The sequence below is a fragment of the Nissabacter archeti genome, from assembly GCF_018257325.1.
GTDB lineage: Bacteria > Pseudomonadota > Gammaproteobacteria > Enterobacterales > Enterobacteriaceae > Chimaeribacter > Chimaeribacter arupi.
Genome location: NZ_JAERKB010000011.1, coordinates 138,877 through 153,113, shown reverse-complemented (window position 1 = coordinate 153,113; position 14,237 = coordinate 138,877). Strand labels below are relative to the sequence as shown.

General features: G+C 61.6%; 15 protein-coding genes and 2 pseudogenes. 11 read left to right on the top strand and 6 right to left on the bottom strand.

Annotated features, from left to right (window positions below):
• The first annotated feature begins 104 nt into the window (after nucleotides 1-104).
• The 11 genes from JK232_RS16430 (at nucleotide 105) to npr (ending at nucleotide 8,059) form a co-directional block, all read left to right on the top strand.
• Nucleotides 105-1,082 (top strand): calcium/sodium antiporter, encoded by a 978-nt coding sequence (locus JK232_RS16430; RefSeq protein WP_072931717.1) that lies wholly within the window; start codon nucleotides 105-107, stop codon nucleotides 1,080-1,082.
• A gap of 18 nt (nucleotides 1,083-1,100) precedes the next feature.
• The gene (gene kdsD, locus JK232_RS16425) at nucleotides 1,101-2,087 is read left to right on the top strand and encodes an arabinose-5-phosphate isomerase KdsD (protein WP_072931715.1); all 987 of its coding nucleotides are present in this window, start codon (nucleotides 1,101-1,103) and stop codon (nucleotides 2,085-2,087) included.
• A 15-nt stretch (nucleotides 2,088-2,102) separates the two neighbouring features.
• Complete coding sequence (kdsC, locus tag JK232_RS16420) at nucleotides 2,103-2,669, top strand: 3-deoxy-manno-octulosonate-8-phosphatase KdsC (RefSeq protein WP_072931713.1); 567 nt, start codon at nucleotides 2,103-2,105, stop codon at nucleotides 2,667-2,669.
• Nucleotides 2,666-3,244, top strand: coding sequence for an LPS export ABC transporter periplasmic protein LptC (gene lptC, locus JK232_RS16415; RefSeq protein WP_072931711.1), 579 nt, complete (start codon nucleotides 2,666-2,668; stop codon nucleotides 3,242-3,244). Before kdsC ends, lptC begins: the two co-directional genes overlap by 4 nt.
• Nucleotides 3,213-3,764, top strand: coding sequence for a lipopolysaccharide ABC transporter substrate-binding protein LptA (gene lptA, locus JK232_RS16410; protein WP_072931709.1), 552 nt, complete (start codon nucleotides 3,213-3,215; stop codon nucleotides 3,762-3,764). The genes lptC and lptA overlap by 32 nt, the downstream gene beginning before the upstream one ends.
• A gap of 6 nt (nucleotides 3,765-3,770) precedes the next feature.
• Nucleotides 3,771-4,496 (top strand): LPS export ABC transporter ATP-binding protein, encoded by a 726-nt coding sequence (gene lptB, locus JK232_RS16405; protein ID WP_072931707.1) that lies wholly within the window; start codon nucleotides 3,771-3,773, stop codon nucleotides 4,494-4,496.
• A gap of 47 nt (nucleotides 4,497-4,543) precedes the next feature.
• The gene (gene rpoN, locus JK232_RS16400) at nucleotides 4,544-5,977 is read left to right on the top strand and encodes an RNA polymerase factor sigma-54 (RefSeq protein ID WP_072931705.1); all 1,434 of its coding nucleotides are present in this window, start codon (nucleotides 4,544-4,546) and stop codon (nucleotides 5,975-5,977) included.
• A 23-nt stretch (nucleotides 5,978-6,000) separates the two neighbouring features.
• A complete protein-coding gene (gene hpf, locus JK232_RS16395; protein ID WP_072931703.1) occupies nucleotides 6,001-6,288 on the top strand; it encodes a ribosome hibernation promoting factor in 288 nt (95 codons plus the stop codon).
• A 97-nt stretch (nucleotides 6,289-6,385) separates the two neighbouring features.
• Nucleotides 6,386-6,862: a PTS IIA-like nitrogen regulatory protein PtsN gene (gene ptsN, locus JK232_RS16390; protein ID WP_175558180.1), complete on the top strand. Its 477-nt coding sequence runs from the start codon at nucleotides 6,386-6,388 to the stop codon at nucleotides 6,860-6,862.
• 73 nt (nucleotides 6,863-6,935) lie between these two features.
• Nucleotides 6,936-7,790, top strand: a complete 855-nt coding sequence (gene rapZ, locus JK232_RS16385; RefSeq protein WP_072931701.1) for an RNase adapter RapZ — start codon at nucleotides 6,936-6,938, stop codon at nucleotides 7,788-7,790.
• Complete coding sequence (npr, locus tag JK232_RS16380) at nucleotides 7,787-8,059, top strand: PTS phosphocarrier protein NPr (RefSeq protein ID WP_072931699.1); 273 nt, start codon at nucleotides 7,787-7,789, stop codon at nucleotides 8,057-8,059. Before rapZ ends, npr begins: the two co-directional genes overlap by 4 nt.
• 3 nt (nucleotides 8,060-8,062) lie before the next feature.
• Here npr and JK232_RS16375 read toward each other — a convergent pair.
• The 6 genes and pseudogenes from JK232_RS16375 to JK232_RS16355 all read right to left on the bottom strand — a co-directional run.
• A pseudogene (locus JK232_RS16375) lies at nucleotides 8,063-9,367 on the bottom strand (BglG family transcription antiterminator); the annotation flags it as partial.
• Between the two features lie 98 nt (nucleotides 9,368-9,465).
• Nucleotides 9,466-9,979: pseudogene (locus JK232_RS23085) on the bottom strand (BglG family transcription antiterminator); the annotation flags it as partial.
• Nucleotides 9,980-10,031: 52 nt separating this feature from the next.
• Nucleotides 10,032-11,162: a lactonase family protein gene (locus JK232_RS16370; protein WP_212589423.1), complete on the bottom strand. Its 1,131-nt coding sequence runs from the start codon at nucleotides 11,160-11,162 to the stop codon at nucleotides 10,032-10,034.
• Nucleotides 11,163-11,222: 60 nt separating this feature from the next.
• A complete protein-coding gene (dagF, locus tag JK232_RS16365) occupies nucleotides 11,223-11,972 on the bottom strand; it encodes a 2-dehydro-3-deoxy-phosphogluconate aldolase (protein WP_072931695.1) in 750 nt (249 codons plus the stop codon).
• Nucleotides 11,969-13,114, bottom strand: coding sequence for a DgaE family pyridoxal phosphate-dependent ammonia lyase (locus tag JK232_RS16360; protein WP_101828785.1), 1,146 nt, complete (start codon nucleotides 13,112-13,114; stop codon nucleotides 11,969-11,971). The genes dagF and JK232_RS16360 overlap by 4 nt, the downstream gene beginning before the upstream one ends.
• Nucleotides 13,104-14,237, bottom strand: a complete 1,134-nt coding sequence (locus JK232_RS16355; RefSeq protein WP_212589414.1) for an amidohydrolase/deacetylase family metallohydrolase — start codon at nucleotides 14,235-14,237, stop codon at nucleotides 13,104-13,106. The genes JK232_RS16360 and JK232_RS16355 overlap by 11 nt, the downstream gene beginning before the upstream one ends.

Genomic DNA, 14,237 nt, shown 5'->3' with positions numbered 1-14,237 from the left:
GGGTTCGCGGCCGGCTTTAGTCAGTTTATCATTGATTCGGACAATAGGTTTTGACCTTCTGATTCACCAACGAACAGGGGATTATACCGAATAAAGGACTCCGCATGCTGCTTGCGACCGTACTATTGATCGTTGGTTTACTTCTCCTATGTTACGCGGCTGATCGTCTGGTGTATGGTGCAGCCGTGCTGGCCCGCGCAATTGGGGTGCCGCCGCTGGTCACCGGCATGACGATTGTGGGCATCGGCATCTCCCTGCCGGAGCTGGTGGTGTCAGCCACCGCCGCCGTGGGCGGCCAGCGCGATCTGGCGATCGGCAACGCCCTGGGTTCCACCATTGTGAATATTTTGTTGATCCTCGGCGGCGCGGCGCTGATCCACCCGTTGCGGGTACAGTCGGCGATTTTGCGGCGTGAGCTGCCGCTGATGCTGGCAATCACCGTGATGTGCGGGTTTGTGCTGTCAGATTTACAGCTCACGCGGCTCGACGGCGTGATCCTGCTGTTGGGGGCCGCCTTCTTCTGCCTGATGTCGCTGAAAATTGCCCGGCTGGCGCAGCGGGAAGGCAGTGACCCGCTGACGGCAGAGCAGATGGCCGAACTGCCGCAGGACAGCAGCAGCACCGTGGCGGTGCTCTGGCTGGTGCTGGCCTTTATCATGATGCCGCTTTCCGCCGGGATGATTGTGGACAACGCCACGGTGATCGCCCGCTATTTCGGCGTCAGCGAACTGGTGATTGGGCTGACGGTGATTGCGGTGGGCACCAGCCTGCCGGAACTGGCCACGCTGGTCGCGGGCGCACTGAAAGGCGAGGATGATATTGCTTTAGGAAATATCATAGGCGCCAATATCTTTAATCTCTGTATAGTGCTCGGCATCCCGGCCCTGATCGCGCCCGGCCAGTTTGCGCCCGAGGCTTTCCAGCGCGATTACTGGGTGATGCTGGCGGTCAGCGGCGTGCTGGCCGGCCTCTGTCTGATGCGCCGCCACCGTATTGGCCGCCTGGCAGGCGCGCTGTTATTGTGCGGCTTTATGGCTTATCTTGCGTGGCTGCTGCGTGTTCCGGCCGGCCCCGCCCTGTAAAACAGTCAGGATATCATCATGGCGAATTTTGAACTCCAACCCGGTTTCAACTTCGAACAGGCCGGTAAAACCGTGTTGCAGATTGAGCGGGCGGGCCTGGCCCAACTGGACCAGTACATCAACCATGACTTTACCCGTGCCTGTGAGATGATGTTCTACTGCCCCGGCAAAGTGGTGGTGATGGGCATGGGCAAATCAGGCCACATCGGCCGCAAACTGGCGGCCACTTTTGCCAGCACCGGCACACCGGCCTTTTTTGTGCACCCCGGCGAGGCCAGCCACGGCGACCTCGGCATGGTGAGCGCGCAGGACGTGGTGGTCGCCCTCTCCAACTCCGGTGAATCCAACGAGATCCTGGCGCTGGTGCCGGTGCTGAAACGGTTGCAGGTGCCGCTTATCTGCATGACCGGCAACCCCGAGAGCGCGATGGGCAAAGCGGCGGACATCCACCTCTGCGTGCATGTCCCGCAGGAAGCCTGCCCGCTGGGGCTGGCCCCCACCACCAGCACCACCGCGGCGCTGGTGATGGGCGACGCACTGGCGGTGGCGTTGCTGGAGGCGCGCGGCTTCACGGCCGAGGATTTCGCCCTCTCCCACCCCGGCGGCGCACTGGGCCGCAAGCTGCTGCTGCGCGTCAGTGATATCATGCACAGCGGCAATGAACTTCCGCACGTCAGCCGGGACGCCTCCCTGCGCGATGCGCTGCTGGAGATCACGCGTAAAAATCTCGGGATGACCGTGATTTGTGACGACCTGATGAAAATTGAGGGCGTCTTCACCGACGGCGACCTGCGCCGCATTATTGATATGGGCATCGACTTCAACCAGGCGCGCATCGCCGATGTGATGACGCCCGGCGGCCTGCGGGTCCGCCCCGGCGCGCTGGCGGTGGATGCCCTGAACATCATGCAATCCCGGCATATTACCGCCCTGATGGTTGCCGATGGCGACCAGTTGCTGGGTGTGGTACATATGCATGACATGCTGCGCGCTGGCGTAGTTTAATGAAGGAAAGGGTAAATGAGTGAGACTACAGCAACAGTGAATACCTGCTACGGCCCGGTCAGTGCCGGGGTGCTCGACCGTGCACGGCAGATTCGCCTGCTGATTTGTGATGTGGATGGCGTCATGTCCGATGGCCTGATCTATATGGGCAACCACGGCGAAGAGCTGAAAGCCTTCAACGTGCGTGACGGGTACGGCATCCGCTGCCTGCTGACCTCGGATGTCGAGGTCGCGATTATTACCGGCCGCTCGGCGAAGCTGCTGGAAGACCGGGCCGCCACGCTCGGCATCCGCCACCTTTACCAGGGGCAGTCCGACAAGTTGCTGGCGTTCCGCGAGCTGCTGGAGAAACTGGCGCTGCGGGCCGATCAGGTGGCCTATATCGGTGATGATCTGATCGACTGGCCGGTGATGGCGGAATCCGGGCTGGCGGTGGCGGTGGCCGATGCCCACCCGATGCTGCTGCCGCGCGCGCACTACACCACCCGCATCAGCGGCGGCAAGGGCGCGGTGCGTGAGCTGTGTGACCTGATTCTGCTGGCGCAGGGCAAGCTGGAGGATGCCAGGGGGCTTTCCATATGAGCAGACCAAAATTGTGGCTCACCCTGCTGCTCGGCCTCGCCGCCCTGATCCTGATCGGCCTGAACCTGACGGACGGCGATGACGATGCCGCGCCTTCCGCGCTGAACACCCAGGATCCGACCTACCAGAGCCAGCATACCGTGACCGTGGTCTATGACCCGACCGGCAAGCTGAACTACAAACTGGTGGCGGACGAAGTGAAATACTACACCACGGACGAACTGAGCTGGTTCACCACCCCGGTCATGACACTTTACGATGCCAATACCGTACCGACCTGGTCGGTTCGCGCCGATCGTGCCAAGCTGACCAAAGACCGGATGCTCTACCTGTATGGCCATGTTGAGGTCACCAGCCTGACCGCGACGTCGCAATTGCAGCGGATCAACACGGACAATGCCCAGGTAAACCTGGTGACCCAGGATGTCTCCTCGGATGATGAAGTGACCCTCTACGGAGCGGCCTTCACCTCCAAAGGTTTGAAAATGCGCGGCAATTTGCGGAACAAAACAGCACAGCTGATCGAAAAGGTAAACACCTACTATGAAATCCAGAATTCAACCCCCACTCCGTAACCTGCTGATGGTCAGTTCGCTTCTGGCTGTGAGCGTGCCGGCTTTTGCGCTGAAAGATGACACCAGCCAGCCAATCCATATCGACTCCGCCCAGCAGGCGCTGGACATGGAAGGCAACACCGTGACCTTTACCGGCAACGTGGTCGCCAAACAGGGCAGCATTGAGATCAAAGCCGACAAAGTGGTGGTGATCCGCCCGCAGGGCCAGCAAGGCAAAGAAGTGATCGAAGCCTACGGTAACCCGGTCACCTTCTTCCAGTTGCAGGAAAACGGCAAACCGGTGAAGGGCCACTCGCAGAAGATGCGTTATGAGCTGGCCAATGACTTCGTCACCCTGACCGGCAACGCCTATCTGGAGCAGCTGGACAGCAACGTGAAAGGTGACCGCATTACCTATCTGGTCCAAAAACAGCAGATGGAGGCCTTCAGTGATGAGGGCAAACGTGTTACCACTGTGTTAATCCCGACGCAGCTCCAGGACAAGGGCAACACGTCCGGCACCCAGAAGAAGAGTAACTGATTCGCTATGGCTACCTTAATCGCAGAAAAACTCGCCAAATCATATAAAAGCCGTAAAGTGGTGGAGGACGTCAGCCTGACGGTCAACTCCGGTGAGATTGTCGGGCTGCTCGGCCCGAACGGCGCCGGCAAGACCACCACCTTCTACATGGTGGTCGGCATCGTGCAGCGGGACGCCGGGCGGATCATCATCGATGACGAGGACATCAGCCTGCTGCCGTTGCACGCGCGTGCGCGCCGCGGCATCGGCTACCTGCCGCAGGAGGCCTCTATTTTCCGCCGCCTCAGCGTCTATAACAACCTGATGGCCGTGCTGGAAATCCGTGATGACCTCACCAGCGAGCAGCGCCGTGACCGCGCCGATGAGCTGATGGCAGAGTTCCACATCACCCATCTGCGCGACAGCCTGGGCCAGGCGCTCTCCGGCGGGGAACGCCGCCGGGTGGAGATCGCCCGTGCGCTGGCCGCCAACCCGAAATTCATCCTGCTGGATGAGCCTTTCGCCGGGGTTGACCCAATCTCGGTGATCGACATTAAAAAAATCATTGAGCACCTGCGCGACAGCGGCCTGGGCGTGCTGATTACCGACCACAACGTGCGGGAAACCCTCGACGTCTGTGAACGCGCCTATATCGTCAGCCAGGGGCACCTGATTGCCCACGGCTCACCCAGCGATATCCTGGCCGATGAGCAGGTAAAACGCGTCTACCTCGGCGAAGAGTTCCGCCTTTGATTGGCTGCTTCCGGCGCCGTTACCCGTAAGGACATTGAATCCATTCTATGAAGCAAGGTTTGCAACTCAGGCTTAGCCAGCAACTGGCCATGACTCCCCAGCTCCAGCAGGCCATCCGGCTGCTGCAGCTCTCCACGCTTGAACTGCAGCAGGAGATCCAACTGGCATTAGAGAGCAACCCGCTGCTTGAACAGACGGACATTCACGACGAAATCGACGCCAGGGAGAGCACCGACAGCGAGGCCCTCGACACCCGCGAAGCCCTCGAGCAGAAGGATATGCCCGAGGAGCTGCCGCTGGATGCCACCTGGGATGAGATCTACACCGCCGGCACCCCGTCCGGGACCGGCACCGACTACAGCGATGACGAGCTGCCGGTCTACCAGGGCGAAACCACCCAGACCCTTCAGGACTACCTGATGTGGCAGGTGGATCTCACCCCCTTCTCCGACACCGACGCCGCCATTGCCACCTCCATTGTGGATGCGGTGGACGATACCGGCTACCTCACCGCCACACTGGATGAGATCCTCGAAAGCATCGGCGACGACAACGTCACGATGGACGAAGTGGAAGCGGTGCTGAAACGCGTGCAGCGCTTCGACCCGATTGGCGTCGCCGCGCGTGACCTGCGCGACTGTTTGCTGATCCAGCTCTCGCAGTTTGTGCCCGGCCTCCCCTACCTGGCGGAAGCGAAACTGATTGTCAGCGAACACCTGGATCTGCTCGGCAATCACGATTTCAGGAGCTTAATGCGTTCGACCCGGCTAAAAGAGGATACACTTAAAGGGGCGATGCAGCTGATCCAGTCGCTGGACCCGCGCCCCGGCCAGTCGATCAACACCGGCGAATCAGAGTATGTGATCCCGGATGTGCTGGTGCGCAAGCATCAGGGTGTCTGGACGGTGGAGCTGAACGCGGACAGCGTGCCGCGCCTCAAAATTAACCAGCAGTATGCGGCGCTGGGCGGCTCCACCCGCAGCGACAGCGACGGCCAGTTCATCCGCAGCAACCTCCAGGAAGCCAAATGGCTGATCAAGAGCCTGGAGAGCCGCAACGAGACGCTGCTGAAAGTGACGCGCTGCATCGTGGAGCAGCAGCAGGCATTCTTTGAGAAGGGTGAAGAGTACATGAAACCGATGGTGCTGGCGGACATCGCCCAGGCCGTTGATATGCATGAGTCCACCATTTCCCGCGTGACTACGCAGAAGTTCCTGCACAGCCCGCGCGGCATTTTTGAACTGAAGTATTTCTTCTCAAGCCACGTGAGCACAGACAGCGGCGGCGAGGCGTCTTCTACCGCCATCCGTGCCCTGGTGAAGAAATTAATTGCGGCTGAAAACCCCGCGAAACCTCTGAGTGACAGCAAGCTGGCGACCCTGCTTTCCGACCAGGGGATCATGGTAGCCCGTCGTACTGTTGCAAAATACCGAGAGTCTTTGTCCATCCCGCCGTCGAACCAACGCAAACAACTGGTTTGACCTAAACAGAGAAGGAAGACATTATGCAGCTCAACATCACCGGACACCACGTTGAAATCACTGAGCCCCTGCGCGACTTTGTCACCACGAAATTTGCCAAGCTTGAGCAATTTTTCGACAGGATCAACCAGGTCTATGTGGTTCTCAGCATGGAGAAAGTGCACAAAATTGCCGAAGCAACGGTGCACGTGAATGGAGGCGAGTTGCACGCCACCTCGGAACATGAGGACATGTACGCGGCCATTGACGGCCTGATTGACAAGCTGTCCCGGCAGCTCAATAAACACAAAGACAAGCTAAAACAGCACTGAAACTCACTGTAGCCAGTTGCGCTACATCGCCTGACAATCGGCTCGTTGCCCTGCGGTAACGGGCCGATAAGCCATCAGGCGTGACCCGAGCGCTTAAGTGAAAGATGAGATGATAAACGATACGGTTATGCAGTTAAGCACTGTGCTCAGCGCAGAGTGCACCAAAAGCGGCGTCCACTGCTCCAGCAAGAAACGCGCCCTGGAAATCGTCAGCGAACTGGCCGCGAAACAGCTCAGCCTGCCGCCGCAGGTGGTGTTTGAGGCGGTACTGACCCGCGAGCGGATGGGCAGTACCGGCATCGGCAGCGGTATCGCGATCCCCCACGGCAAGCTGGAGGAGGACACGCTGCGCGCAGTGGGGGTCTTTATTCGCCTCGATCAGCCGATCCCGTTTGACGCCATCGACAACCAGCCGGTGGATCTGCTGTTTGCCCTGCTGGTCCCGGCCGATCAATGCAAAACCCATTTACATACCCTGTCGCTGGTGGCAAAACGGCTGGCGGACAAAAACGTCTGCCGCCGGTTGCGTGCCGCCCAGAGTGACGAAGAGCTGTACCAGATCATTACCGAATAGCCGGCAACGCCGGGCTCTGCCGCCGGCGCCGGTAATTAACATGCCAAGAGTGAATTGCCAGGGGGAGTGACACATGGTGCTGATGATAGTCAGCGGCCGTTCCGGTTCGGGTAAATCTGTTGCCTTGCGTGCGCTTGAAGATATGGGCTTTTACTGCGTCGATAACCTGCCGGTGGTTCTGCTGCCGCAGTTGGCGCACGCGCTGGTGGAACGCAACACCTCCGCCGCCGTCAGCATTGACGTGCGCAACATGCCGGAAACACCGGAAATCTTTGAGCACGCCATGTCCCAGCTGCCGGAGAGCTTTTCACCGCAACTGCTGTTCCTTGATGCGGACCGCAACACCCTGATCCGCCGTTACAGCGATACCCGTCGCCTGCATCCCCTCTCCGCCCGCAACCTGTCGCTGGAGAGCGCCATTGATGAGGAGAACGAGCTGCTGGAGCCGCTGCGCTCACGCGCCGATCTGCTGATCGACACCTCGGAGATGTCAGTGCATGAGCTGGCCGAAATGCTGCGTACCCGCCTGCTGGGCAAACGCGAGCGCGAGCTGACGATGGTGTTCGAATCCTTTGGCTTCAAGCACGGCATCCCGATTGATGCCGACTATGTGTTTGACGTACGTTTCCTGCCCAACCCGCACTGGGACCCGAAACTGCGCCCGATGACCGGCCTGGACCGCCCGGTCGCCGCCTTCCTTGACCGGCATACGGAAGTGCATAACTTCATTTACCAGACGCGCAGCTACCTTGAACAGTGGCTGCCGATGCTCGAAACCAATAACCGCAGTTACCTCACCGTCGCCATCGGCTGTACCGGCGGCAAGCACCGGTCGGTGTATGTGGCTGAGCAACTGGCGGATTATTTCCGTTCCCGCGGGAAGAACGTGCAATCCCGCCATCGCACGCTGGAAAAACGTAAATTATGACGGTGAAACACACGGTGGAGATCAAAAACCGGCTCGGCATGCACGCCCGGCCGGCGATGAAACTGTTTGAGCTGGTGCAGAGCTTTGACGCCGAAGTGATGCTGCGCAACGACGCAGGCATGGAGGCGGAGGCCAGCAGCGTGATCGCCCTGCTGATGCTCGACTCGCCCAAAGGCCAGCGCATTGAGATCGAGGCCACCGGCCCCGATGAGGTCAATGCGCTGAACGCGGTGGTGGAGCTGTTTAACTCCGGCTTCGACGAGGAGTAGCGGTTAAATCCGGCTCAGGCTTTCGCCGGCAATCGCTTTAAAGCTGGCAAAATCGCGGCTGGCGAGCAACCGGCTGGCCGAGCGCTCACGCACAAAGGTGACGAACAGGTCATAGATCGCCATCGCTTCCTCATAATCGGCTTTGCTTATCGCCAGCAGGAAAATCACCTGCGCCGTCTCCCCTTGCCCCCAGGCGATGCCCGGCGGGCAGAGCACCGTCACCACCACGGTTTTTTTCGCCTGTAACCCCAGCGCGTGCGGCAGCGCGATGCCCTCGCCCAGCATGGTAGAGACAATCGCCTCCCGCTCCGTGACCGAGGCGTAAAAATCGCCGTCCACCACCCCTTCCTGCTCCAGTTGGCCGCACACCCGGCGAAACAGTTCCTCCTGGCTCAGCGGCTGGTCGAGGATCAGGAAATGCCCGGCATCAAAAAACTTCTCCAGCATATAGGGGCGGGTGCGATCCACCAGCACCAGCTTGCCGAGCTGTTCCAATTGGAATTCGGTCGGGAACGGTGACATCACCACCACCGGTTTGTTGCGCTCCGCCAGCCGCGCCGTGGAGATCACAAAATCCTCGTCAATCTGGCTGAGCTGCTCATAGTCGCGCAGCGTGATGATGCGGGTGATCTCCAGCTGCGGGTATTTGCGGCTGACCTGCGCCTGGATCATGCGGATGGTGGAATTGCCGGTGTCGCACACCAGCAGCACCTGCGGGTGGCGCTGGTAGCCGATGTTGTAGTGGCGCTCCAGCCCGACGCCGATGTGCAGCACCAGAAACCCGATCTCGTTTTCGCTCAGGCTGTAGGGGGTATATTTTCCCCAGCTTGACAGGGCCGCCAGCGTGACGTCATAGGCCATCGGGTAGTGCTGTTTGATGTTCGCCAGCAGCGGGTTCGGGATGGCTATCTGGTATTTCACCCGGGTGATCATGGTTTTGATGTGCGTCAGCAGGTCGGCGCGCAACTGCTCGTCACCCTGCAAATCGTAGTTATAGTGCGCATTGATGTAAGAGAGCAGGTAATCCACCAGCGCCTCCTCATCGTCGGCATTGATCTCCGTAGGCTGCACCGCCTGGACGCGCCGTGCAGCGATGTTTACCCGCAGGTACGCCTCCTCCGCCGGGGCAATCTCCTTCCCTGCCCACTGGCGCAACTGGGCCGCCAGCGCTGAGGAGACCTGCCGCACCGCCTCATCCCCTTCGTCGGCCTGGAAATCGGAGAGCGGGTAGCCGTCACAAATGCGCCGGAGCGCCACCGCGCAGTAAAGCGCCAGATAGTGCTCGCCCTCGTCCGTCAACCGGATCCCCGCCTGTGACACGCCCTGATGCAGCGCGGCGGCCAGCGCCGGCATCTGCGCCACTGCCAGCACCGCCGGTGAATGCAGCAGCCCGGCGCTGTGTTCATCCTGCCGCTGGAACAGCAGATCGGTCAGGCAGGCGCGGATCGCCACTTCGCTGCCGAACAGTTTCATGCCGTAGCGCGGTTTGGTTTCAATCGTCAGCGGGTAACGGCTGAGATACTCCCGCACCTCCGCCATGTCACTTTGCAGCGTGCCGCGGCTCACGTACCACTCATCCGCCAGGTCTTCCAGTTTCAGCGAAAACGGCGAGGTGAGAAACCGCACCAGCAGGCAGGTCGCCCGGTCAGCCGCCGTCCGCGGGATTTGCGGCGCGGCGGCCGCAGGCTGGCGCAGCGCACTGAAGCGAACCGCATCCTCTACCCGGAGCTGGTAGCCGCTGCCGCGCGTGTGCACAAACTGCGCGCCATAGCGGATCAGGATCTCGTTAAGTGCCGTGATGTCCGCCCGCACGGTGCGGGTGGAGACGTCAAAGCGTTTCGCCAGCTCCTCCTGCGGCAGGATCTCATCCTGCAAGGCATCAAACAGATTGGCCAGACGTTGATAGGGAAACCGCACCATAATCCTTCCAGGGTTGGGATAACTGTTCGCACCGGAGGGCAGCATCGCTGCCTCAGGGCACCATAATCAGCTGGGACGGGCTGCCGACCGGGGTGTACTCGTCGGCGAAAGTCAGTGTGCCATGCGCCGGATCGACCTGGAAGCGGGTTATGTTGTCACTTTTCTGATTCATGACATAAAGCGTTTTCCCGGCCGGGTCGAGCGTCAGGCTGCGGGGGTAATCGCCGCGCGTCCACACCTCACTGACCCAGCGCATCCCGCCTTCGGGCGTGACGGCGATCTGGGCGATGCTGTTGTGCAGGCGGTTGGCGACATAGAGGTTTTTGCCGTCACGCCCCAGCAGCAACCCGGCGGCAAAACTGGTACCCTGGTAGGCCGGCGGCAGCGATGAAAGGCTGTTCAGCGGCGTCAGCGTGCCGGTGTCGCGGTTGAGGCGGTAGCTGGTCACCACTGAGGCCTCTTCCGCAATCACAAACAGCGTGTCGCCCGACGGGTGGAACACCAGATGGCGCGGCCCGGCACCGGCCGAAGCGGCCGGGATGAACGGCGGATCATTTGGCGTCAGCGCGCCGGTTTCAGGATCGCGCCGCCACTGGTAGATCCTGTCCAGCCCCAGATCGGTGGAGAAGGCGAAACGCCCGCTGGGATCGCTCTCGATCATATGGGCGTGCGGCCCATTATGGTCGCTGATGGCGAAACTCCCCGGCACTGCGGCGACCGGCCTGGCGGCACCCGGCTCGCCCTGTTGCTGCTGCACCGACACCGCCGCGCCAAGTTTCCCGTCACCCGCCACCGGGAAGCTGGCGACGCTGCCGCTGATATAGTTCGCCACCAGCAGGAATTTCTCATCCGGCGTCAACGACAGCCAGACCGGCCCCTGCCCGGCGGACATCACCTGGTTGAGCAGCGTTAAACTGCCGTCCTGTGGGTTGATGCGGTAAGCACTCAGCCCGCCCTGCTGCCCGCCGTTGAAATCCGCGACCTCGCTGCCGACAAACAGCAGCGTGCCGGCGGCGTTCGCCACCAGTTGCGCCGGGTTACTGACGCGGCTGACCAGTGCTCGCTCACTGAGGCGGCCGTCGGTGGCATTGACGGTGAAGCGGTAGACGCCTTCGCCGTTGGGGTTATAGGTGCCGACATAAGCGAAGCGCGCGGTCTCTGCGTGCAGCGGCGCGCTGACCATCGCCAGTACCAGACAAAGGGCGGTGCGTGTTTTCACGGCGTTTCTCCTGTGTAAGAAGGCTTAGCCCACCAGTGCGCGCAATTGTGCCAGCAGGGCCGCGACCGCCGCCGGGCGGGTGTCACCGCTCTGGCTGTCGATAATAGAACTGTAGACATGCGGGATGATTTTGCTGACCCCGGCCTCCAGCGCGATCGCCATGATCGGCGTGAAGTTCTCCAGATCGATGCCGCCGGTGGGTTCCAGCCAGAAATCCTGCGCCGCACAGGCGCGCGCCACGGCAGCGAACTCCTCCCGCGTGGCCAGCCCGCCCATCGGGAAATATTTCACCGCGCTGCCGCCCATCTCTTTCAGCATCGCAATCGCCGTTTCTACCGGCACTGTCGCTGCCGGTTGCCCGCTGCTCAGCGGCCCGGTGGAAATCGTCACCCAGCCCACGCGGCCGGTAGGCGAAATCAGCCCATTGACCACCGTATCAGGCTGGCCCAACAGCGCCCGGCTGCTGCCCACACCGCTGAAGACCTGGTTCACATGCTGCGGTTGCAGCGCGGCCGCAATCTGCCCGACCATCACCGACTGGCGCGGATCGCCCGCCCCCAGCCCGACCGATACCGCGTTATTAATCAGCGCCGCGTAGCCACGCATATCCGCCACGGCTGACGCCACATCCGGGTAATTTTTCGAGAGCACGCCCACCAGCACATGCCCCTCTGCCGCGTCATACACCGCCTGCGCATTGGCTTTGCTGCCCGCCAGCACATTGAGGCAGACACGGTCACGGTAATAATTTGGGGTTAATGAGGTCGGTTTCACGGGCGTTTCTCCAGCAGGGTGGCAAGGCAGGTGTAAAGGGTCGTGAGTTGCTCCGGGGTGACGCTGCGCACATCGACCTCGATCTTGCCCTCATTGGCGCGGTAACCGCGGAAATAGATGGCGATCTTCCCGGTTTTCAGCCGCTGCACAATCTCGCCGGTGCGCAGCCCCAGCGCTGCCTCATCAAAGGCGATTTCGGTACGGGCGATGTCGCGCCCGGCGCTGTCCCATACCACGCGTGCCGTCACGCCCGGCAGGGTGTTGAGGCGCTCAATAAACGGCGTCATTTTCTCCACCAGTTGCTGCCCGCTCACCGGCACGCGGTGGACGTAACGCTCAATCGCTTCGGTCAGCCCGAGGATGCCCTCTTTGCCGACTTTCATCGCCCGGCCGATGCCTTCCGACTGGCGGCGCACCCAGGCCACATAAGTTGCGCGCCCGATGACCAGCCCGCTCGACGGGCCTTCCAGCGCTTTCGCGCCGCTGTAGATCACCAGATCCGCACCCATCTGGTAATAACAGGTGAGATCCTCTTCTGCGGCCGCATCCACAATCAGCGGCAACTGGTGGCGGTGTGCCACCTCTGCTGCCTCTGCGACCGTCAGCATACTTTTCTGTACCGAGTGGTGCGATTTGATGTAGAGCAGCGCTGCGGTGCGCGGGGTAATGGCGGCGGCCAGTTGCGCCGCCGAGCACTCATTGGCGTAGCCGGCTTCGACCACCTTTCCGCCGCCCAGCGCCACCATGGTGCCGACCGGCGCGCCGTAATTCACGTTATGCCCTTTCGGCAGCACAATTTCGTCCGGCTCCTGATGGGCGGCACTGTGCAGGTTCACCAGCAAATGATCGCTCTCTTTGACGATCACCGCCGCCACCGACTGCGCGATCCCGGCCGAGGCGCAGGAGACGATCACCGCATCCTCCACGTTCAGCAGCCCGGCAATATAGGCACCGGTTTTCAGCACCAGATCCTTCATCTCGAAAAAGTGGCCGAGGCCATACTCCACCGCGGCGGCCACTGCCGGCTCCGGCGTCGAGACGCCCAGGATCGTCATGCGGCCGGAGGCGTTAATCACCTGTTTCAGCCGGTATTTTTCGTGGGGGGAAACGGTGTTGTTATCAGACAGCGCATCAGAAGACATGATAGGCATTCCCTTCTTGGGTTGGATAGAGCGCCCCGGCGACCACCGCCGCCAGCGGCACCAGCTGCTGCGGCGCATTCATGGCGGCCCCGTCAGCATCGGCGTAGATCTGCGGCGTGTCGTTGAGGGCAAACAGCGTGAGGTCAGCCGTTTCCCCCACCGCCAGCCGCCCGCGCCCGGTGAGTTTCAGCGACTGGGCGGCGTTTAACGTGACGCAATCAATCACCTGCGGCAGCGTCATGCCGAGCGCCAAAAATTTGGACATCACCGCCGCCAGGCTGTGTACCGGCCCGTCCAGGCGGTTGCGGCAGTAAATGTCGGAACTGATGGTGTGCGGCAGAATGCCGAGCGCAATCGCCTGCCGCGCCACCGCAAAGCTGAAGCTGGCGCTGCCGTGGCCGACATCCAGCCGCACACCGCGATCCAGCGCCTTACGCACTGCGCCGCGCAGCGCGCCTTCCAGCGTCAGGATGCGGTTCGGTTTGCCGTTGTAGCAGTGGGTGATGATGTCACCCGCGGTCAGCAGATCGGCGATGCCGTCCAGATCAGGCGGATCGTTGCCGATGTGCACCATCAGCGGCAAATCGCCATTCTCATGCTGGATCTGCTTGGCGCGGATCAGCGGCCGCAGGCCGTTCTCCCCCACCACACTGCTGCTCATGCGCGCTTTCAGCCCGACGATAAAGCCGGGGTAGTCGCCGATTGCCTGTTTCACCGCCGCGCCGTCGATCTGCGCCATGTCCGCCAGCTCGTTCTGCGTCACGATGCCGGTGCGGGCGATGTTCAGCAGCGCCAGCACCTGTGTGCGCGCCGTGCGGGTCAGGCGGTGGAAATCCCCCACCTGATCCGCGCCGGTGCTGCCTGCATCCACCACGGTGGTGACGCCGCCGTCGATGCCGACGCGATCCGGCTCGTCGTGGTAGATCGGCGAAGCCGGGTAGCAGTGCACATGGCTGTCGATCCAGCCGGCGCTCAGGTACACCCCGCCCGCCAGATCCACGGTGTTTTCCGCCGCCATCGCGCCCGGCAACGTCCCCAGCGCGGCGATCCGGCCGTTCTGCACCGCCAGATCGATGACGCTGCCGTCTGCCAGCCGCGCCCGGCGCAGGATCAGATCTTTCAT